The sequence below is a fragment of the Streptomyces gilvosporeus genome (assembly GCF_002082195.1).
Taxonomy (GTDB): domain Bacteria; phylum Actinomycetota; class Actinomycetes; order Streptomycetales; family Streptomycetaceae; genus Streptomyces; species Streptomyces gilvosporeus.
Window position 1 is genome coordinate 3,991,286 of sequence record NZ_CP020569.1, and the last position, 20,573, is coordinate 4,011,858.

The 20,573-nt window shown below is 72.9% G+C and carries 16 protein-coding genes and 1 tRNA gene; 9 read left to right on the forward strand and 8 right to left on the reverse strand.

Annotated features, from left to right (window positions below):
• Positions 1–105: 105 nt before the first annotated feature.
• Positions 106–3,375, forward strand: a complete 3,270-nt coding sequence (locus B1H19_RS17505; protein ID WP_107426399.1) for a S41 family peptidase — start codon at positions 106–108, stop codon at positions 3,373–3,375.
• 91 nt (positions 3,376–3,466) lie between these two features.
• Here the strand turns inward: B1H19_RS17505 and B1H19_RS17510 are convergent, their stop codons facing one another.
• The 4 genes from B1H19_RS17510 to B1H19_RS17525 all read right to left on the reverse strand — a co-directional run bounded on the left by B1H19_RS17510 (position 3,467) and on the right by B1H19_RS17525 (position 8,084).
• On the reverse strand, positions 3,467–4,411 hold the full coding sequence (locus B1H19_RS17510) for an RICIN domain-containing protein (protein WP_159028066.1): 945 nt from the start codon (positions 4,409–4,411) through the stop codon (positions 3,467–3,469).
• Positions 4,412–4,568: 157 nt separating this feature from the next.
• Positions 4,569–5,450: an SDR family oxidoreductase gene (locus B1H19_RS17515; RefSeq protein ID WP_083105620.1), complete on the reverse strand. Its 882-nt coding sequence runs from the start codon at positions 5,448–5,450 to the stop codon at positions 4,569–4,571.
• Positions 5,447–6,424 (reverse strand): alpha/beta fold hydrolase, encoded by a 978-nt coding sequence (locus B1H19_RS17520; protein WP_083105621.1) that lies wholly within the window; start codon positions 6,422–6,424, stop codon positions 5,447–5,449. Before B1H19_RS17520 ends, B1H19_RS17515 begins: the two co-directional genes overlap by 4 nt.
• Before the next feature lie 73 nt (positions 6,425–6,497).
• Positions 6,498–8,084, reverse strand: coding sequence for a flavin-containing monooxygenase (locus B1H19_RS17525; RefSeq protein ID WP_083105622.1), 1,587 nt, complete (start codon positions 8,082–8,084; stop codon positions 6,498–6,500).
• Positions 8,085–8,318: 234 nt separating this feature from the next.
• On the opposite strand from B1H19_RS17525, the gene B1H19_RS17530 reads away from it, so the two are divergent.
• A complete protein-coding gene (locus B1H19_RS17530) occupies positions 8,319–9,077 on the forward strand; it encodes a MerR family transcriptional regulator (RefSeq protein ID WP_083105623.1) in 759 nt (252 codons plus the stop codon).
• Between the two features lie 84 nt (positions 9,078–9,161).
• On the opposite strand, the gene B1H19_RS17535 is transcribed toward B1H19_RS17530, so the two are convergent.
• Together B1H19_RS17535 and B1H19_RS17540 are read right to left on the reverse strand one after the other, a co-directional pair.
• Complete coding sequence (locus tag B1H19_RS17535) at positions 9,162–9,533, reverse strand: hypothetical protein (protein WP_159028067.1); 372 nt, start codon at positions 9,531–9,533, stop codon at positions 9,162–9,164.
• Positions 9,534–9,745: 212 nt separating this feature from the next.
• Positions 9,746–10,549, reverse strand: a complete 804-nt coding sequence (locus B1H19_RS17540; RefSeq protein ID WP_083105625.1) for an exodeoxyribonuclease III — start codon at positions 10,547–10,549, stop codon at positions 9,746–9,748.
• A gap of 80 nt (positions 10,550–10,629) precedes the next feature.
• On the opposite strand from B1H19_RS17540, the gene B1H19_RS17545 reads away from it, so the two are divergent.
• The 7 genes from B1H19_RS17545 to gph all read left to right on the forward strand — a co-directional run bounded on the left by B1H19_RS17545 (position 10,630) and on the right by gph (position 19,284).
• A complete protein-coding gene (locus tag B1H19_RS17545; RefSeq protein ID WP_083105626.1) occupies positions 10,630–11,145 on the forward strand; it encodes a GNAT family N-acetyltransferase in 516 nt (171 codons plus the stop codon).
• 145 nt (positions 11,146–11,290) lie between these two features.
• Positions 11,291–12,079: a MerR family transcriptional regulator gene (locus B1H19_RS17550; protein ID WP_083105627.1), complete on the forward strand. Its 789-nt coding sequence runs from the start codon at positions 11,291–11,293 to the stop codon at positions 12,077–12,079.
• Between the two features lie 92 nt (positions 12,080–12,171).
• Complete coding sequence (locus B1H19_RS17555) at positions 12,172–13,470, forward strand: glycosyltransferase (protein WP_083105628.1); 1,299 nt, start codon at positions 12,172–12,174, stop codon at positions 13,468–13,470.
• Positions 13,471–14,031: 561 nt separating this feature from the next.
• A complete protein-coding gene (locus tag B1H19_RS17560) occupies positions 14,032–15,306 on the forward strand; it encodes an MFS transporter (protein WP_203237174.1) in 1,275 nt (424 codons plus the stop codon).
• 156 nt (positions 15,307–15,462) lie between these two features.
• Positions 15,463–17,025 (forward strand): L-tyrosine/L-tryptophan isonitrile synthase family protein, encoded by a 1,563-nt coding sequence (locus B1H19_RS17565; protein ID WP_083105629.1) that lies wholly within the window; start codon positions 15,463–15,465, stop codon positions 17,023–17,025.
• Positions 17,022–18,500, forward strand: a complete 1,479-nt coding sequence (locus B1H19_RS38685) for a hypothetical protein (protein WP_159028068.1) — start codon at positions 17,022–17,024, stop codon at positions 18,498–18,500. Before B1H19_RS17565 ends, B1H19_RS38685 begins: the two co-directional genes overlap by 4 nt.
• Positions 18,501–18,513: 13 nt before the next feature.
• Complete coding sequence (gene gph / locus B1H19_RS17570) at positions 18,514–19,284, forward strand: phosphoglycolate phosphatase (protein ID WP_159028069.1); 771 nt, start codon at positions 18,514–18,516, stop codon at positions 19,282–19,284.
• A gap of 61 nt (positions 19,285–19,345) precedes the next feature.
• On the opposite strand, the gene B1H19_RS17575 is transcribed toward gph, so the two are convergent.
• Both B1H19_RS17575 and sepX read right to left on the reverse strand, forming a co-directional pair.
• Positions 19,346–19,418: transfer RNA gene (locus tag B1H19_RS17575), tRNA-Ala, on the reverse strand.
• A 103-nt stretch (positions 19,419–19,521) separates the two neighbouring features.
• Positions 19,522–20,553, reverse strand: a complete 1,032-nt coding sequence (gene sepX / locus B1H19_RS17580; protein WP_083105631.1) for a divisome protein SepX/GlpR — start codon at positions 20,551–20,553, stop codon at positions 19,522–19,524.
• Positions 20,554–20,573 lie beyond the last annotated feature (20 nt).

A 20,573-nucleotide genomic window follows, 5' to 3' on the forward strand; every position in this document is an offset into this window, starting at 1 on the left:
GGGCGGAAGCAGGAAGCGCAGCCGGGGCCGCCCCCGGAAGCGCCACCGGGGACGGCCCAGCGGGCGGCCGAGGAAGCGCCCCCGGGCCCGGCGCCCGGCTCCTACCTGCGGTATCCGCATCTGCACGGGGATCTGCTCTGCTTCGCCGCCGAGGACGACCTGTGGGTGGCGCCCCTCGCGCCCGCGGGCGAGGAGCCGGGCCGGGCCTGGCGGCTGACCGTGGACCGGACCCGCGTGGGGCATCCCCGCTTCTCGCCCGACGGGCGGCACATCGCCTTCACCACCTGGCGCAGCCTCGACCCGGAGATCCATCTCGCGCCGGTCGAGGGCGGCCCGGCGCGGCGGCTGACGTACTGGGGCAGTACGGATGCCCGGGTGTGCGGATGGACGCCGCCCGACTACGACGGCGCCCCGCACATCCTGGCCGTCTCGTCGCACGGGCAGCCGTTCTCGTACTACTCCTGGGCGTACAGCCTGCCGACGGACGGCAGCCCCGGTGGCCGGCTGCCCTGGGGGCCGGTCTCCGACATCGCGGTCGCGGATGTCGACGGGGAGCACAAAACGCTGCTGCTCAGCGGCAAGCCGCCGCACGAACCGGCGTCGTGGAAGCGCTACCGGGGCGGTGCGATGGGGCGGATGTGGCTCCAGGGTGCGCGGCTGGTGCCGGATCTGTGCGGGCATCTGGACTCGGTGATGTTCGTGGACGGACGGATCGCGTTCCTGTCCGACCACGAGGGGGTCGCGAACGTGTACTCCTGCCTGCCGGACAGCAGCGATCTGCGGCGGCACAGCGATCACGCCGACTTCTACGCGCGGCATGCCGCCACCGACGGCTCCCGCATCGTCTACCAGTGCGCCGGCGACCTCTGGCTGATCGACGATCTGAGCCCGGGGGCACGGCCGCGCAAGCTGGCGGTGAAGCTGGGCGGGCCGCGGGCCGGCCGGCGGCCGTACCAGGTGCCGGCCGCCTCCCATGTGACCTCGCTGGCGGTGGACGCCACCGGGCGGGCCAGTGCGGTGGGGGTGCGCGGCAGCCTGTACTGGCTCACGCACCGTGACGGGCCCGCGCGGACGATCCACGATGTGCCGGGGGTCCGGGTCCGGCTGCCGGAGATGCTGGGCTCCACCGGGCGGATCGCCTATGTGACGGACGCCGAGGGGGAGGATGCGCTGGAGATCTGCGATCTGCCGCGGGCCAGCGCGGCCCATACGCCGCTGCGGCTGGCGGCGGGGAAGCTGGGGCGGGTGCTGGAGCTGGTGTCGTCGCCGGACGGGGAGCGGGCGGCGGTGGCCTCGCACGACGGACGGCTGCTGCTGGTGGACGTCCAGCCGCCCGAGGACGCCGAGAAGCCCGGCCCGCCCGGGGAGGTCACCGAGCTGATCGCCTCCCGCAACGGGCCGGTCCGCGATCTGGCCTTCTCCCCCGACTCCCGCTGGCTGACCTGGTCGCATCCGGGGATCGGCCGTTCGCTGCGGCAGATCAAGATGGCCCGGCTGGCCGACGGAACGGTCGTGGACGTCACCAACGGGCGCTTCGAGGACGAGCAGCCGGTGTTCACCCGGGACGGGCGCTATCTCGCGTTCCTGTCGTGGCGCGGCTTCGACCCGGTCTACGACGTCCACACCGGGGACCTGTCCTTCCCCCTGGGCTGCCGGCCGCATCTGGTCCCGCTGTCCTCGGCCACCCCCTCCCCCTTCGCGCTGTCCCCGGAGGGGCGGCCGGCGGCGGGCGGGCTGGACCCGGCGGAGAATCCGCCGCTCGGCGAAGGGCCGGTGACGGTGGAGGTGGAGGGGCTGGAGAACCGGGTCACGCCGTTCCCGGTCGCCGCCTCCAAGTACTCCGCGCTGGCGCCGGTCGCCGGGGGCGGGCTGGTGTGGCTGCGCTGGCCGATCTCCGGGGCGCTGGGGGAGACCTTCGCCAACCCCGCCGATGTGTCGGGGCGGCCCACCCTGGAGCACTTCGACCTGGTCAAGGCCCGGCGCACCGAACTGTCCGGCTCCCTGGACTCGTTCGCGCTCAGCGGTGACGGCTCCCGGCTGGTCGTCAACGACGAGGGCGATCTGCGGGCCGTACCGGCGACCGAACTGCCCGACGCCGACTCGACGGTCTTCCTCGATCTGCGGCGGATCCTGCACGACGTCGAGCCGGGGTGGGAGTGGCGCCAGGCGTTCGACGAGGCGGGCCGGCTGATCCGGGCGTACTTCTGGGAACCGCGGATGTGCGGTATCGACTGGGACACGGTGCTGGCGCAGTACCGTCCGCTGGTCGAACGGGTCGCCTCCCCCGACGAGTTCGCCGATCTGCTGCGCGAGGTGCTGGGGGAGCTGGGGACCTCGCACGCGTATGTGGCGGGGGCGCGCAGGAACGAGGGGCCGCCGCACTACCAGCGGCCGATCGGGCTGCTGGGGGCCAATCTCTATCCCCGCGACGGGCGGTGGATCGTCCAGCGGATCCTGCCGGGCGAGTCCTCCGACCCCAAGGCCCGTTCCCCGTTGGCCGGTACGGGGATCCGCGAGGGCGCCGCGCTCACCCATGTGGACGGCCGGCCGGTCGACCCGGTGGCGGGCCCGTCTCCGCTGCTGGCGGCGGCCGGGGGCACCACCGTAGAGCTGACCTTCGCCCCGGCGGAGGGCGACGGGCCGTCGCGCCGGGTGGCGGTCGTCCCGCTGATCGACGAGCGGCCGCTGCGCTACCAGGACTGGGTCGCCAAACGGCGCGCCGTCGTACGGGAGTTGAGCGACGACCGCTGCGGCTATCTGCACATCCCCGATATGGGCGGCTCGGGCTGGGCGCAGTTCAACCGCGATCTGCGCCGGGAGATGTCGATGCCCGCGCTGATCGTCGACGTACGGGGCAATGCGGGCGGCAACATCTCCGAGCTGGTCATAGAGAAGCTGACCCGCGCCATCATGGGCTGGGACCTGACGCGCAACGCCCAGCCCGTGTCGTACACCAGCAACGCCCCGCGCGGGCCGGTGGTCGCGGTCGCCGACGAGATGACCTCCTCCGACGGCGACATGATCACCGCCGCGTTCAAACTCCAGGGCATCGGCCCGGTGGTGGGCATGCGCACCTGGGGCGGGGTGGTCGGGATGACCGGGCGGCACCGGCTCGCGGACGGGACGCAGATCACCGTGCCGATGAACGCGGCGTGGTTCCAGCTGTACGGGTGGGGCGTGGAGAACTACGGCGTCGAGGTGGACATCGAGGCGCTGCGGTCGCCGCTGCACTGGGCCGAGGGCCGCCATCCGCAGCTGGGCGTGGCGGTGCGCACCGCGCTGGAGCTGCTGGAGCGGCATCCGGCCGCGACCCCGCCGGACCTGTCGGACGTACCGGACCGGACGCGGCCGCAGCTGCCGCCGCGGGACGGGTGACGGCGCGGAGCCGGTGACCGCGCGGGACCGGTGACCGCGCGGGACCGGTGACCGCGCCCCGCCCCGCCCCGCTGCCTCGCCCCGCCCCCCGCTACCTCGTACCGATCAGGAACCGCTGCCCGTCCGCCCCGGTGCAGCGCTCGGCCCGCGCGAGGGCGCCGGAGGCGGTGGCCCGGCCGCCCTCGATGCCCAGGCAGCTGTCGGCGCCGTCCTCGGCCGTCAACTCGATCCGGTACGCCGCCTTCCCGGCCGCTTCGATACGGAAGCGCTGGGCGGGCCCGGTCGCCGAGCAGTCGTCGTCCGGCTCCAGCAGCCCCTCGACGCCCGGCCCGCTCAGCAGCGACAGACAGCCGCTGTCCGCGCCGGCGCCGTCCCATTCGATGCGGTAGCGGTCCGGGCCCGCGGCCTTGAGGTAGGTGTGCGGCGGCACCGCCTGCGCGCAGGGCCGCTGGACGGCGACGGTGTGGGCGGCGTGGGCGCGCCGGATCCGCTCGCCGGTCAGGCACAGGCCGGGCGCCCGGAGCGGACGGATGTGGACCTCCCCGGCGGGGAGCGGCGGCGCGGCCTCCTGCGTCCCGGCGCCCGGGGCCGCGCCGTAGCCGATCAGCAGCCGTACGCCGAGGATGACCAGCGCGGCGGCCAGGGCGGCGGCCGCGGCCAGCAGGACGGGCCGGCGGCTCTTGCGGTGCGAGGCGGGGGGCCGCGGCCGGACGGGGTCCGGGTCCGGTGCCGGGTCCAGCCGCGCCACGTCCTCGATGCGCTGCCGCGCCGTCAGCCACTCGTGGACCTCGGCGTCGGTGCCCCCGCAGGCCCGTACGAACGCCTCGACCGCCTCGGGCCGGGGCAGGGCCCGTCTTCGCAGGACGTCGGCGAGTTCACCGGGGGCGAGTGCATATCCCCCCTGCGCAGCCCATCGTTCGAGCTGATGCTCCGTCAACCCCGTGTAGTCCCTGAGTTGTTGCAGCATTCCGGCGAATGCGTCGGCGTCCGTCGCCGCGCCGGGCCGGAACGCCCCCGATCCCCCCACAGTCCCCATGCGCGTCATTGAACCGTCACTCGGCGCACACGACAACGAAGTGTCCCCGATACGGCCGGACACCGTCCCGGCCTGGCCGAACCACGACGGACCGCGGGGCCGTCGGGCCGACGGGGCGCACCCGCCGCCGCGGGCGCGCCCCTCTTGCCGGTGCGTCCTACCGGTCCGCCCGCGCCTTCTCGTCCGCCTCCCCGCCCGCGCCGACCAGCCCGGTCCGCATCCCGTCCAGCCGGTCGCCGAAGCGCCGCATCTCGCGCTGGCCCACCGAGCCGATGACCGACGGCAGATAGCCGCGCAGCGACTGCATCCCGCGCAGCCACCACTGCCCGTAGACATGGGCGGAGCGGCGTTCGATGCCCGCGACGATCCGGTCGACGGCAGGGCCCAGCGGATAGGTCTTGTTGGACGGCCAGGGCAGCCGGGAGCGCAGTTCGCGCATGATGTCGTCCTGGTCGGCGCCGCGCACCATATCCGTATCGGTCCAGCTCAGATAGCCGACGCCGACCCGTACGCCCTTGTAGCCGACCTCCGCGCGCAGGCTGTGCGCGAACGCCTCGACGCCCGACTTGGAGGCGCAGTACGCGGTCATCATCGGCGCCGGGGTGATCGCGGCGAGCGAGGCGATCTGGAGGAAGTACCCGCGGGACTCCATCAGGACGGGCAGGAAGGCGCGGCCGGTGACCGCGCCGCCTATCAGGTTGACCTCGATGACCCGCTTCCACGCCACCGGGTCGGAGTCGACGAACGGGCCGCCGGTCGCCACCCCGGCGTTGGCGACGACCACATCGACCTTGCCGAAGCGCTCCTTGACCTCGTCCGCGACCCGGGCCATCGCCTCGTGGTCGGTGACATCGGCATGCCAGTGGTGGGCCGGGCCGTGCAGCGCGGCGGCCACCTTCTTCAGCTCGTCCGGCTCCAGCCCGACCAGCGCCAAGGTCGCACCGCGCGCGGACAGTTTGCGGGCCAGCAGCGCACCGACCCCGCGGGCCGCCCCGGTCACCACGACGACCTGTCCGTCCAGGCTCCTGCTCTCACTCATGCGGACTTCGTCTCCTTCGGCTGCCGCTCGCCCCGGGAGGCGGGGACGCGGGTGGTCAGGCGGGTGGTCAGATGGTCACGGACGAGTGCGCGCAGCCGGTCGGCGACCGCGCCGGGGTCCTCGATGGGCGTCATATGGCCCAGGCCGGGCAGCTCGGTGATGCCCCGGCAGTCGGGGAGGACGGCGGCGAGCCGGCGGGCGTGCACGAAGGGGGTGAGGCGGTCGGCGGTGCCCGCGACGATGGCGGTGGGCAGCTCCAACCGGGCCACCGAGCCGGTCAGTTCGAGGGCGGCCAGCACCCGGCCCCAGTGGGACCGTACGCCGGGCGGGCAGGCGTGCACGATGCGCGCACACGCCTCGATCTGGTCGGGGCTCGCCCCGGGGCCCATGGTGGCGTACCGCAGCGCCCACTTGGCGACCGGTGAGACGGGGCCGAGCGGGGCGCGCGAGTGCAGCAGCAGCCGGTGGGCGCGGCGCCTGCCCTGCGGGGTGCGCAGCGGGAACACCCGTGATTCCGCGGCCAGTCGGGCGCTTCCCGTACTGCACAGCAGCGCAGCGGCGGCCCGTTCGCGCAGCTCGGGCCGTTCGGCGGCGGCCATGATCGTCATACCGCCCATGGAGTGCCCGCCGACCACGGCCCGCTCCCCCGCGGCCAGCGTCGCCTCCAGTACGGCGACGAGGTCGTCGGCCAGGGCCCGGGTGGTGTACGCGTCGGCGGCGACGGCGGGGCTGCGTCCGTGTCCCCGCTGGTCGTAGACGACCACCCGGTGATCGGCGGCGAGGTCGCGGACGACCGGGGCCCAGAAGGCGGTCGAGCAGGTCCAGCCGTGGGAGAGGACCACGGCGGGGGCGCCCTCGGGGCCGTGGATCTCGGCGTGGAGGCGGGAGCCGTCGGCGGAGGTGACGGTGGTCGTCGTACGGGGCACCGGCGGCGCGTAGGGGCCGCTCGTCACGTGTCCGGGGCAGCGGTTCATGCCAAAACCTCGCTTCGCTCGGCCCGGCATTCGCCAGGTGTGCACCTCTCAACGATGACCTCGCTGCGCTCGCTCATGCGGTCACCTCCTCGGGGGCGGCGACGGACCGGACGGGCGTCACGTCCGGGCCCGGGGGCCGCAGCACCTCGTACTCGGCCAGATCCACCTGCCGGGTCACCCGCCGGAACTCCGCCGTCGTCCCCGGCCAGGCGGTCGTGTTGCGGCCGTTGGCGTCGAGGTACCAGCTGTCGCAGCCGCCGGTGTTCCACACCGTGCGCTCCATCCGCCGCTGGATCATCCGCGTCCAGCCCTGGACCGCCTCCGGACGGGCGCTGAGCGCGATCCCTCCGCCCAGCACGTCGAGCTGGCGCATGAAGTCGGCCAGGTAGTTCAGCTGGGACTCGATCATCAGGATCATCGAGCTGTTCCCGAGGCCGGTGTTGGGCCCGATGACGGTGAGGAAGTTGGGGAAGCCGGCCGCGGTGGTGCCGCGCAGCGCCTCCATGCCGTCCTTCCACTCCTCGGCGAGGGTGGTGCCGTAGGCGCCGGTCACCCGCTGGGCGATGGGCATATCGGTGACGTGGAAGCCGGTGCCGAAGATGATCGCGTCGGCCTCGGTCTCCGTACCGTCCGAGGCGACCAGCGTGCTGCCGCGGACCTCCTTCAGCCCGGCCGACACCAGGTCCACATTGGGCCGGGCGAGCGCCGGGTACCAGGTGTTGGACAGCAGGATGCGCTTGCAGCCGATGCGGTAGTCGGGGGTGAGCCGGGCCCGCAGCTCCGGATCCTTGATCACCTTGCGCATATGGGCCCCGGCGAGGGCCTCGACCAGGCCGAGCTCCTTGGGCCGCTTGGTGAACGCGCTGACCTGTAGTTCGCGGATGCCCCACAGCACCTGGCGGCGCAGCGCCCGGGTCGCGGGGATCCGGGTGTGCAGCCAGCGCTCCACGCCGGTGATCCTGCGGTCGGCGCGCGGCATGACCCAGGGGGGTGTGCGCTGGAAGACGGTGAGCCGGTCGACGTCGGGCTGGATGGCCGGCACGATCTGGATCGCCGACGCCCCGGTGCCGATCATGGCGACCCGCTTGCCCCGCAGGTCGTAGTCGTGGTCCCAGCGCGCGGAGTGGAAGACCTTGCCGGGAAAGGCGTCCAGCCCCGGCACATCGGGCAGCTTCGGGTCCGACAGCGGCCCGGTGGCCGAGACCACCACATCCGCGGTCAGCGCCCCGCGCGCCGTCTCGATCTCCCAGCGCAGCGCCCGGCCGTCCCACCGAAGACCGCGCACCTCGGAGCGGAAGCGCAGATGCGGCCGCAGCCCGAACGTGTCCGTCACCCGCTCCAGATACGCCCGTATATGCGCCTGCCCGGAGAAGTTCCGCGGCCACTCCGGATTGGGCGCGAAGGAGAACGAGTACAGGTGGGACGGCACATCGCACGCGCATCCCGGATAACTGTTGTCCCGCCAGGTGCCGCCCACCGCATCGGCCCGCTCCAGCACCACGAAGTCGGTGATCCCCTCGCGGCGCAGCCGCACGGCCGCCCCCAGCCCACCGAACCCCGAGCCGATCACGGCCACCCGCACGTGCTCCCGCACGCCGTCCGGCTCCCGCCCGACCCCCGGCTCCTTCTCCCGTTTCCGCTCCCGCTCGCGCCCGGCCATCCCGTCGCCTCCCGAGTTCGACGTCACCCGTCACACCCACTCCGCGCCAATCGCGCCAGCAATCACTGGCACGATCGACTGAGGGGAGCGTAGGGCAGCTCCGTACCGAGCGGTAGGGGTCGCGCACCAGGAAGTTACCGACGGTCGCATCCCGGCCGGCTTTCCCACCCACGGGCATAGGCTGACCCCGTGGCAGCGAACCAGAAGGCCCGTCCCCCCGCCCGCGAGTTCCGCATGGCCGAACTGGCCAAGGAGGCCGGCATCACGGTCCGCACACTGCGCTTCTACCGCGAACGCAAACTCATCCCGCCACCGCGCCGCGAAGGCCGTATCGCCTGGTACAACGAACACCACCTCGCCCGCCTGCGCACCATAGGCGCCCTCCTGGAACGCGGTCACACCCTCGGCGGCATCGGCGAACTCCTCGCCGCCTTCGAAAGCGGCCGCGACGTCGGCGAACTCCTCGGCCTGGACGCCCCCCTCGTCCCCCCGTGGTCCGAGGAGACCCCGGTCCGCCTCACCCCCGAGGAACTGGCCGACCACTTCCGCAACGACATCACCCCCGAGAACCTCACCGCCTCCCTCGACATCGGCTATCTCGCCGTCGACGGAGACGAGTTCGTCCACATCAGCCGCCGCCTGCTGGACGCCTCGACGGAACTGGTCAACAAGGGCGTCCCGCTGGCCGCCGTCCTGGAGGCCGGCCGCCAGGTCCGCGCCCACGCCGACGCCCTCGCCGACCTCTTCACCACCCTGATCCGCACCTACGTCCTCACCGACGTCCTCCCCTCCACCCCCGCCGACGGCCCTCCCGCCCCTCAGGACGTCGACCGCATCGCCGACACCCTCGACACACTCCGCCCCCTGCCCAAGGGCGTCGTCGAGGCCGAACTCTCCATGGCCATGGACCGCCGCATCCGCAGGGAGATCGAGCAGTGGCTCCGGGCGTGCGGGGGCGAGGGCGAGGAGGGCCGAGAGGGAGAGCCGGGCTGAGAGGGAGAGCGGAGCCGAGGGGCGAGGCGCGGCGCAGTAGCTATCCGGGTCCGCCGCCGGCCGTCAGCGGACGGCCCCTGGGTGTCAGGCGTTCCGCCCGAAGAAGCCTTGTACCTTCTTGACGCCGCGGTAGCCCACGTAACCGAAGAAACCAAGGAAGACGACGAGGACAAGGATCGCCTCCCACCACGCCATCTTGCCGTGGGAGCCGGTGCCCGTCCCGAAGCTGTGGTGGCTCGTCCCGAAGCCGTGGCGACTCGTCCCGAAGCCGTGGCGACTCGTCCCGAAGCCGTGACTCGTCCCGGAGCTGTGGTGGCTCGTCCCGGAGCTGTGGCCGCCCTTGAAGACCAGTCCCACCTTGCTGACGCGGCCGTTCGACGGCGCCGCATACGCGGCCGTGGCCGGTGCGGCCCCGAGCAGGGCAGCAAGCAGCAGAAGGACGGTGGCAAAACGCATGAAGAAAAGACCCCCTGGATGACGGCGGATCACCGCCGCGTCATGTACACGCCGATGCACGCTAGGGCATCGGGGCGCGTGCGGCACGTACGACGGCCCGCCGAGACCCACAGGAATCCCGTTGCTCACCAGTCCTTCACCAGTGAGACCAGTACTTCACCAGCGGTGCCCGCGCGGCGGGCCGTCCGGAGCCTTACCGTTCACCCGGAGTCCTACAGGTCGAACACCGCCGTCACCGGCGCATGATCGCTCCACCTCTGGTCATAGCTGGCCGCCCGCTCCACATGCGCCTTGACCGCCCGCCGCGCCAGACCGGGCGTGGCCATCTGGTAGTCGATCCGCCACCCCGCATCGTTGTCGAAGGCGCGGCCGCGGTAGGACCACCAGGAGTACGGGCCCTCGGTGTCCGGGTGGAGGGCGCGGACGACGTCGACGTAGCCGCCGCGTTGCTCGGCCAGGACCTCGGTCAGCCAGGCGCGCTCCTCCGGGAGGAAGCCGGACTTCTTCTGGTTGGCCTTCCAGTTCTTGAGGTCGGCTTCCTGGTGGGCGATGTTCCAGTCGCCGCAGACCACGACCTCACGGCCGTCCGCCGCGGAGCGTGTGCGCAGGTCGATGAGGTAGGGGAGGAACTCCGCCAGGAAGCGCTCCTTCTCGTCCTGCCGCTCGGTGCCGACCTCGCCGGAGGGCAGATAGAGGCTGGCGACGGTCACACCGGGCAGGTCGACCTCGACATAGCGCCCGCTGTCGTCGAATTCCGCCGAGCCGAAACCCACCCGGACACGGTCCGGCCGACGCCGGGTGTAGAGGGAGACGCCGGCCCGGCCCTTGGCCGCGGCCGGGGCGTGCACCGTGTGCCAGCCCTCGGGGTCACGCACCTCGTCGGGCAGCTGCGCGGTCTCGGCGCGTACCTCCTGGAGGCAGAGCACATCGGCCCCGGTCTCCGCCAGCCACGGGACGAAGCCCTTCTTGGCCGCGGCACGCAGCCCGTTCACATTCACAGTCGTCACGGTGAGCACCGGGGCACGATACCTATCCCGCCTGCCGCCCCCCGAACCCGTCTCACGCCGGCCCGCCGCTCCCCCGTACGCTTGCGCGAATGGAGACACGGGAGACATCCGCGACACGCCCCGTCGAGATACACCCCGTCCGCTACGACCACCCGGACGCGGTCACACTCGACGCGCTGGTGCAGCAGGAGTACGCCCGCCGCTACGGGGACGGCGACGTCACCCCGCTCGACCCGGGGATGTTCCTTCCTCCGCACGGCCTGTATCTGATCGCGTACGAGGGTGCCCGGCCGCTGGCCACCGGCGGATGGCGGGTGCAGGAGGACGCCGACGAGGGGTACGCGGTCGGTGACGCCGAGATCAAGCGGATGTTCGTGCTGCCGGAGGCGCGCGGGCGCGGGCTGGCCCGGCGGATCCTCGCCGCCCTGGAGGCGGATGCGCGGGCCGCGGGGCGCTCCCGCATGGTGCTGGAGACCGGCACCAAGCAGCCCGAGGCGCTGGAGCTGTACGCCTCCAGCGGCTATGTGCCGGTGCGGAAGTTCGGGCTGTACCGGACGTACGACGACAGCCGCTGCATGGCGAAGCCGCTGGTGACGGCCGGCTGAGCCGTTCTCGCGGCACCCCCGTCCGCTTGACCCTCACCCGACGTCAGGCCGCACTGTGATCGACGGCGGGGACATCCGGGCCCGGTGACCGCCCGGCCGCAGCCATCGGCGGACATACGGGCTGTACGGGACGAAAGGCGCTGCGATGGGTTATTCGGTCGGACAGGTCGCCGGCTTCGCGGGGGTCACGGTGCGCACCCTGCACCACTACGACAAGGCGGGCCTGCTCTCCCCCGGCGACCGCAGCCCGGCCGGCTACCGCCTCTACGGTGACGCCGACCTCGCCCGGCTCCAGCAGATCCTCTTCTACCGGGAACTCGGCTTCCCCCTCGACGAGATCGCCACCATCCTGGCGGACCCCCAGGCCAACGCCCTGGACCACCTGCGCGCCCGGCACCGCCTGCTGACCGAGCAGATCGCCAAGCTCCAGCGGCTGGTCGAGGTCGCCGAGCAGGCCATGGAGGTCCAGCAGACGGGTGTGCGGCTGACTCCCGAAGAACGGTTCGAGGTCTTCGGCGAGATCGCCTTCGACCTCAGCTACGCCACCGAGGCGCAGCTGAAGTGGCGGCACAGCGAGGGACATCAGCGCTCCATGGCACGGGCCGCGACGCACTCGAAGGAGGACTGGGCGCAGATCATGGCCGAGGCCGCCGCGTGGCGGCAGCGGCTGACCGCCGCCTTCGACACCGGGGAGCCGGCGGACGGCGAGCGCGCCATGGACCTCGCCGAGGAACACCGCCGGCACATCTCCCGCTGGTTCACGCCGTGCCCCACCGCCATGCACGGCCGTATCGCCGACGACTTCGCCGCCGATCCCCGTGCCTTCGCCCTGCTGGTCCCCCCGAGCGAACAGCGCCCGGGCCTCGCCGCGTACCTGCGGACGGCCGTGCACGCCAACGCCGTACGGCAGGCGGACGGGACCGACGAGAGCTGACGGGCCCCGAGGGATCCGAGGCCGTCGCAGCGCGCAGCCGCCCCCGGACCGCACCCATCACCCCACCTCCGGAAATCGAATCTGACATAGCCATGACAAGAATCCTGATCACCGCCGCCGGCTCCTACGGCGACATCGCCCCGTACACCGGCGTCGGCGCCCGCCTCCGCGCCGCTGGACACGAGGTCGCCCTCGCCACCCACGACGCCTACGCCCCCCTCGTACGGGCCGCGGGCCTGGAATTCCGCTCCCTTCCGGCCGACCCCCGCACCGCCCGCCCCGCCGCGGACCAGGAGCCCGGCCAGGAGGAGCCCGGCCAGGAGGGGCCCGCACCGCGGAAGCCCCCCGCCGGCGGCAACCGGGCCCTGATGCGCCAGGCCGCCGCCTTCATCCACCGCCTCGGCGACGGCCTCGCCGAGGCGGCCCGCCCGGACACCGAACTCCTGCTCCTCTCCACCACCACGGCCCCGCTCGGCCGCCAGATCGCCGAGGCGACGGGCATTCCGTCGCTGGACCTGCCCCTCGTCCCCAACGCCCCCACCGGCGACTTCGCCCCCGTCGTCAGCGGTGGGCGCTCCCTGGGCCGCTGGGGCAACCGCACCGCCGGCCGCCTCGCCCTGCGCGTCATCGACCGCCTCTACGCGGAGGCGACCCGCGATCTCCGGGCCCGCCTCGGACTGCCGCCCGCCTCCCCCCGTACGGTCCGCCGCCGCACCGAGGCGGCCGCCCCGCCCGTTCTGTACGGCTTCAGCGAGGTCCTGGTCCCGCGCCCCGCCGACTGGCGCCCCGGCCTGGAGGTCGTGGGGAACTGGTGGCCCCACCTCTCCCCCGACGCCCAACTCCCCTCCGTCGTAGCGGACTTCCTCGCCTCCGGTCCACCACCGGTCCTCATCGGCTTCGGCAGCATGGCGTCCGGCGAGGGCGAACGGCTGAGCTCCCTGGCCGTACGGGCGCTGCGCCGCGCCAAGGTCCGCGGCATCCTTCAGTCCGGCTGGGCACATCTGGCCACGGAACGGGAGGACGACGACCTCCTCACCATCGGCGAGGTCCCGCACGCCCTGCTCCACCCGCGGATGGCCGCGGTGGTCCACCACTGCGGGGCGGGTACCGCCGCCGCGGGCCTGCGCGCCGGGGTGCCCACCGTCCCCGTCCCCGTCACCGCCGATCAGCCCTTCTGGGCGGCCCGCCTCGCCGCCCTCGGCGCCGCAACCGCCCCGATCCCCTTCGCGGACCTCGCCTCCCCCGACGCCGAGAGCCGCCTCGCCGAAGCCCTCACCCGGGCCACCACCGACCCAGCCCTCCGCGCGCACGCCGCCCGGGCCGCCGACCGCCTCGCCGCCGAAGACGGCGCCGGCGCGGTCGTCGCAGCGGTCGGCCGCCTGGCGCCCTGACGCCGCCGCGCCCCGGCGGTCGTCCGACGGCCGGGGCGTACCGGAGTTATTCCTTCCGAGGGACTTTATCGGCCAATCCGAACGACATTGACGGAAAGCCGACCGAGAGGGCCACGGGTAATTACGAGAGCACCGCGGAACGAAAGTGGAATCTCTTGCACCGCTTCGAAGTGCGGGCCACCGGGAATCCCGGGTGAGGCGATACGCATACCAGCGGTACGGCGTACGCGGCGGGAATTTGCCACGTGGTCACATGGTTGTCACAGCGGCGCCAGATCGACGCAAAGACTTCGTAGCAGGCCGCCACCGACCAAGACACCGCAGGTCACGGCGGATTCGCGGACGCCGGAAAGAGGGACGGGAAATATGCTTGCGCGTCCGCGTGAACTCAGTGAGGCTTATCGCCGCCGGCGTCAACAGGTATTTCGCCGCGCAGAGTTACCCGAGTTCTCAGAGGAATCCCAAGGTGGACATGAAGGAACGACCGCCCTCCGGAACGGAATCCGGCAGCGCACCCGGGATGCATGCGTTCCCGGCCTCCTCCCGTTTAGGAGAGCGCTGATGGCACAGCCCACCCAGGATGCGAACGAGAAGACCACAACGGCCTCCGCGCAGCAGCCGGAGCCCGCCGCACGGCATCGGCGGCGCACCATGACGCTGCTGACGACCAGTCAGATGCTGTACTACTTCGGCATCAGCATCGACCTGACCCTCACCGGCCTGGTCGGCCTCAAGCTCGCCCCCGTGCCCGCGCTCGCCACGCTGCCGTTCGCGCTCATCAGCGTCGGCTCCTGGTGCGCCACCTACCCCGCGTCCGCCTTCATGCGGCGCTATGGACGCAAGGCCGGCTTCGTCGTCGGCTCCGGTGCCGCGATGCTCGGCGGCCTCGCCTCGGTCACCGCCCTGTATACCCAGCGGTTCGTGCTGTTCTGCTGCGGCATCGCCTGTATCGGCGTCTACCAGGCGTTCGCCGGCTACTACCGGTACGCCGCGGCCGACATCCACCCGCCCGAGCAGCGCGGCAAGGCCATCTCGACCGTGCTGTCCGGCGGTGTGATCGCGGCGGTCATCGGGCCGTTCCTGGCGACCACCGTGAAGGACGTCCTGCCGGTCGAGTTCGCCGGCTCCTATGCGCTGGTCACCGTGCTCGCGCTGATCTCCCTCGGCGTGCTGTCGCTGCTGACGGCGGACGGTCCCGCCGCCCCGACGCCGGCCACGGCCGGACCCGGGCCCGAGGAGAGTGGCGCGCCGCGCACCCTGAAGGAGATCGCCCGGCAGCCGGTCTTCCTCGCGGGTGCCGTCGGCTCGTGCGTGGGCTATTTCGTCATGACGTCCCTGATGACCGCCGCCCCGCTGGCCGCGGTCCGCGCCGGGCACACCGTCCACGACGGCGCGCAGGTCATCCAGTGGCACATGGTCGGCATGTACGCCACCGCCTTCGTCTCCGGACGGCTCACCCGGAAGATCGGGGCGGGCTGGACGCTGCTGATCGGCGGCACGATCAGCGCGCTGGGCACGGCCTTCGCGATGGCCGGTCCGTCCCATATGAACTTCATGATCGCCCTGGGCCTGATCGGCGTGGGCTGGAACCTGATGTATGTCTCCGGCTCCGCGCTCGTCGCCAACTCCTACCGCCCGCAGGAACGTTCTGTCGTCCAGGGCATCGGGGAGATCTTCACCCTGGGCGGCTCCGCGGTCGGCGCGCTGAGCGCCGGGCCGGTGCTGAACGCCCTGGGCTGGGCGCCGATGAACGCCGCGCTGCTCGCCCCGATCGCGGCCAGCGCCCTGCTCACGCTCGCCTACCTGTTCCGCTCCCGCTCCACCCGGCGCGGATAGCGGCCGACCGCCCGCGCCCGCCGAGCGCGACGACCGACGAGCACGACGACCACCGAGCGACACGACCACCGACCCGTACGGAGCCGGCCACTCCGTACGCCGCCCATCCGCAAGCCGACCCATACGTATCCGTACGCACGTCAACGGGGGATCAGCATGTCCTTGACCTCGCACACCGGTGCCTTAACGACCGGGCCCGCCCAGTCCGCGGCGGCCCTCATCGGCGCGCAGCGCGCCCTGTCGGAGCGAGATCTTCACGAGGAACAGCGCAAAAGCCAGATATCCGACGGCCACCGGCTGATCAGGAATGTGCGCCGGCATCCGTTCGCCCTCTACTCCCAGGGGGAGTTCGCCACCAAGGCGGTGGGCCTGGACGCCGACTACTGGCTGGATTTCGTCCTGCCGACGCTGCGCGCCAATGTCTCCCGCGCGGCGGCGGGCAAGGTCGACGCCGCCCTGGCCCGAGCCCGTAAGCGGCACGCCGAGTACGGGACGACCCGGCCGGGGGCGCCCGAGGTGATCGCCGAGGCGCTGTTCGACACCAAGTGGTTCCGGACCAAGAAGGACCACCTCACCCGCGCCGCACTGCGGGACCGCATACAGGGCGTGATCGCCCGCGGAGAGCCCGTCCAGCTGGTCTTCCCGGTCTTCTCCCGCAAGCCGTACTCCCCCGTCAAGAACCGCGGCGTCGCACCCGACACCGCCGAACTGCACTCGCTGGCCCGCTGCGCGGCGCTCGCGCACGTCGTCGACGTCCTCAGCCCCACCGGCGGCCGGTTCACCCTGCTCGCCGACGGCCGCAAGTACAACAGGGCCTGCCGCACCCCGGACGCGGTCGTCGAGGACTACCAGAGCACCCTGCGCGACTGGATCGGCGAGCTCGGCGCGGGCGAGGTGCTGCATGTCGCCGACTACGAGGAGTGGCTGCGCAACGGCCTGAGCGCCGACCTCTTCCAGGCCCGCCGGCAGCACTACGCCACCTGGGAGAAGCGGCTGCTGACCAGTTACGGGGAGCTGTTCGACCCGGAGGATCCGCGGTCCTGGCTGGCCGGCCTCGCCGACCACGACGAGATCGGCAGCCAGCTCGTCCACACCTTCTGGTCCATCGCCACCTCGGCCAACTACGACGCGTTCGCCACCGCGCGCGACGAGCACGGTGGCTGGCCGGACACGGCCCGGCGCGCCTACGCCTACTACGTCGCCTCGCTGCCCAGGAGGCTCTCCGGCCACCGGGGGCGTCCCGACATGGGGCTGGCCGCGGGGGCCGGATACGACGTGACGACGCTGCACCGGACGCTGCGCCGCGAAGCCTGGCAGGCCGCGTGCCGCTACGTGGCCATCTCGCTGGCCGACCGCGACCTGAACCTGATCCGCCAACTCGCCCCCGACGCCGTCAAGTTGACGATCCACGGCAAGCCCGGCGAGCTGCATCTGGTCACCGCCACCTCCAAGGACGCCAATATGACCGCCCAGCACTCCACGGGCGGCTACAGCATCTCCGGCGGACAGGCCAAGCCGACCTACAGCTACCTGATCGACCGGGAGGCCCGCGGCGAGATCCCGGTGCTCATCAAGGGCACCCCCCGGCACGGCGGCGACACGCGCCACCGGGCGCTGGCCCGGCTGGAAGCCACCGGACAGCCCATCGCCTACGTCGACGATGCCGAGCCGGTGCTCCGCCACACCCTGCACCGGATGCTGGAAAGGACCGAGGTATGACCACCACCACTCCGGAACGCATCGTCAGCGACAGCGGCCTTCCCGCGCTGCTGCGCAACGACCCCGACGCGGCGCTGCGCACGCCCTACGGCTTCTCGCCCGGCTCCGGCCCGTTACTGGACCCCGCGACGCTCCGGGACCAGATCCTTCCGCGCTGGCGGGAGGGGGTGGACCGGCAGGTCAAGGCGCTGGTCAAACGGGCCCGCAGCACACTGGAGACGCTCTCCGGCGACGCCCTGTACAGCAGGCTGGACGACCCGCTGCACCGGCGGGCCGCGTTGATCGCCGAACTGTTCCGCACCCATACGGTGGTGAAGAACGCCGGCCGGCTCGACGTCCGAACGCTCCAGCACTCCCTGGCCGGGGCGCTGGACGCCGGGGGCCCGCTCCGCTTCGAGATCGCATGGGGGCAGGTCAAGCGCGGTCTGGCCGGGCTGAAGACGGCGGGCCCGTATGCCGATCTCGCCGAGGCCCTGGCCGTCGGACGGCTGACCGCCCTGATGCGGGCCGCGGGCCAGTTACTCGACGGCGAGGTGCGGCTGACGGTCCTGACCGGCGGCACCCGCTTCCAGGACGCGCTGCTGACCCGCCCCGAGCAGCTGGCGGCGTACGACGCTCAGCGGCAGGCCGTCGCGGACGCGCTCGGGGCGTCCGGCACGGTCGTCTTCGGCGACTTCACGGCCGCGCGGACCGACGCGGACCGGGCGGCGTGGCAGGAGATCTACCGGCGCACCCTCGCCGCGACGAGCGACGAGGAGATCACGGCGCGGCTGCACACGGTGGCGTTCAACGTCGACTGGGACACCGTCCTCACCCGTGCCGCGGACGGCGCCGCTCCGCACGGGGTGGCCCTGCCGGACCGCCTGGCCGGCTGGCTCGCCGGCGCCCCTGCCGAGCGCGGCCCGTTCCTGATCCGCGCCGCCACCACCTGCCTGGTCAACCCCGGCCTCCAGCAGCACTGGGAGCAGCAACTGGCCGACACCGAGGACGGGGAGGACCTGCTGGAGGACGCCATCGACTTCTTCGCGCACATCGCGTGGGAGGCCACCCGCCGCTATGCGGCGATCCACGCCGCGGACCGGGAGGCCGCGACCGGCGCGGCCGCCGGTGCACCTTCCGCGGACCGGGACGGCAGCCAAGAAGCCGCTCCGGGCCGCGCGATCCGGCTGACCGTGCACGAGAAACGCGACCGCCCCGCCATGCCGGCGCTGGCCATCCTGGGCATGCGCGCCCCCGGCCTGCTCCCCCAGCACCTCGCCGCGCACCTGGCCGACGGCGGCCGCACGGAGGTCGGCACCATGGCCGAACTCCATGCCCAACTCCCTTCGGCGCTCCCCGTCCATCTGTCGGAAGAAGCGGCGGCACACCCGGTCTTCGGCTGGCTGGCGGGAACCGGACAGCCCCTGTGCATGGTCTCCCCCGACACGGACTGGCAACGCTCCCTGGCCCTCGCACTCGACCCCGAACAGGGCTGAGGGGGCAACGGAGATGAACCCGACCACCACACCCACCACATCCACCCCAGAGGCGACGAGCCCGCCTCCGCCCCCCTCCCCGGCCTCGGCCCCTGCCTCGACCCCGCCGATCGACACGGTCGTCTTCGATCTGGACGGCACACTCGTCGACACCGTCGCCGATATCGCCCACGCGGTGAACCGGGCGCTGCAACCGGCCGGGCTGCCCGCCCTGACCCTGGCCGAGGTACGCGGCCAGGTGGGCCTCGGCGGCACCGCCCTGGTGCGGCGGGCGCTGGCGAAGGCGGGCCGGGAAGCCGGGCCCGAAGAGATCGCCGAGCTCCAGGACGCCTACCTGACCGCCTATGCCGCCGAACCCGTCCGGCACTCCACCGTCTACCCCGGCGCCGCCCGGCTCCTGGACGAACTGCGCGGCTGCGGCGTACGCCTGGGGATCTGCACCAACAAGTCCGGCCGGATCACCGGTGAGTTGCTGGCCGCCCTGGACCTGACCGAACGCGTCGACGCCGTCGTCACCGGCGACACCCTGCCGGTCCGCAAACCGGACCCCAGGCCCCTGCGGCACACCGTCGAGCTGGCCGGTGGCACCGCCGCGCTGATGGTCGGCGACAGCACCAGCGACGTCCGCGCCGCCCGGGCCGCCCGACTCCCGGTCGCGTGCGTCGCGTTCGGCTACCACGAGGACGTGCCCTCGCTGGCCCCGGACGCGGTGCTCACGGACTACGCCACCTTCTTCACCACGGTGCGCGGCGCGGGCATCCCCCTCCCCGCCTTCACCCCCTGACAAACGCCGAGATCCCGGCCGGACGGTGACCGTCTGACCGGGATCTCGTGTTGTCGTGCGGTGGACCTGAGGGGACTCGAACCCCTGACCCCCTCGTTGCGAACGAGGTGCGCTACCAGCTGCGCCACAGGCCCTTGCGACGAGAGAAACTCTAGCATCCCGTTCGCGGTGCCCGGAAATCGCTTTCGGTGCTGGTCAGTGGAGGGGCCGCCGGGGCGTGCGCCGGGGTGGCGTGGGTCACTCGTTGGCGGCGCGGGGGCGGTCCTCGTCCTCGTACTGGTCGAAGAGGGGGGTGCGGCCCCGGGGGCGGCGGTCGGTGTGGGGGGTGTCGTGGGGGTGCTCGGGGGCGGCGCTGGAGCGGGCGGAGCTCCAGGCGTCGTCGGCGTCGAGGTCCACGTGGCTGGTGGCGCGGGGGGCCACCGGGGCGGTGACGTAGGTGGGGAGGGGAACGGGGACCGGTTCCCAGCTGCCGGAGGCGGGGCGGGGGCGTTCGCGTTCGCGCTGCTGGTCGACCCACTCGGCGTGGTCGGTCTCCTCGACGAGGGCGCGGCGGCCGGCGGTGTGGTGGGAGGCGGGGGCGGCCGGCCGGGGCGCCTCGGGGGCGGCCTCGGCCGGGGCGTCAGCGCGGGCGTCGGGCTGGTGGTCGTCGGCGGGCGGCTGGTCGGCCGCCTGCTGAGGGCGGGGCCGGCCCTCCCGCAGTCGCTGGGCCGCCGCCTCCGCCTTGCGCTGGTCCATGGTGATGACGAAGCGGCGGCGCTCCTGGACGCGGAGGTAGACGATATAGGCGGTCAGGAGGGCCGCGGGGAGGGCGGGGGCCCACAGGAGGGGGAGGCCGCCGACGGCCGCGGCGATGGCGCCCACGGTGAAGACGAGGAAGAGCACCGTGATGGTGCGGCGGCGGCGGGCGAGGACCCGGGCGCGCTTGGTCCGCTCGGCGAGGGAGGGGCGGTGCGGGCCCGCCTGGATGCGGGCGTGCGGGGCCTCGGCCTCGGGGAGCGGTTCGGGGTCGCCGAAGGACCCGGCGCCGGCCTCGTCGGCCAGGGCGTCCGGGTGCTGCTCGTCGCCGGCATCGTCGGCAGGGCACTCCTCCTGCCCCTTGTCGTAACGGCGTTGCATGGCCGCACGACCGGACAGGAGCCGGATGGCAGTGCTGAAGCGTTCGGTCGGACGGGCCTCGTTGAGCTCGTCCTGCCTACGGAGCCACATCGGCACCAGATAGGCGGCCCAGGCCCCGACGATGACTGCGTAGATGAGGCCGCTGCTTCTCACAACTCACACGGTAGAGGGGT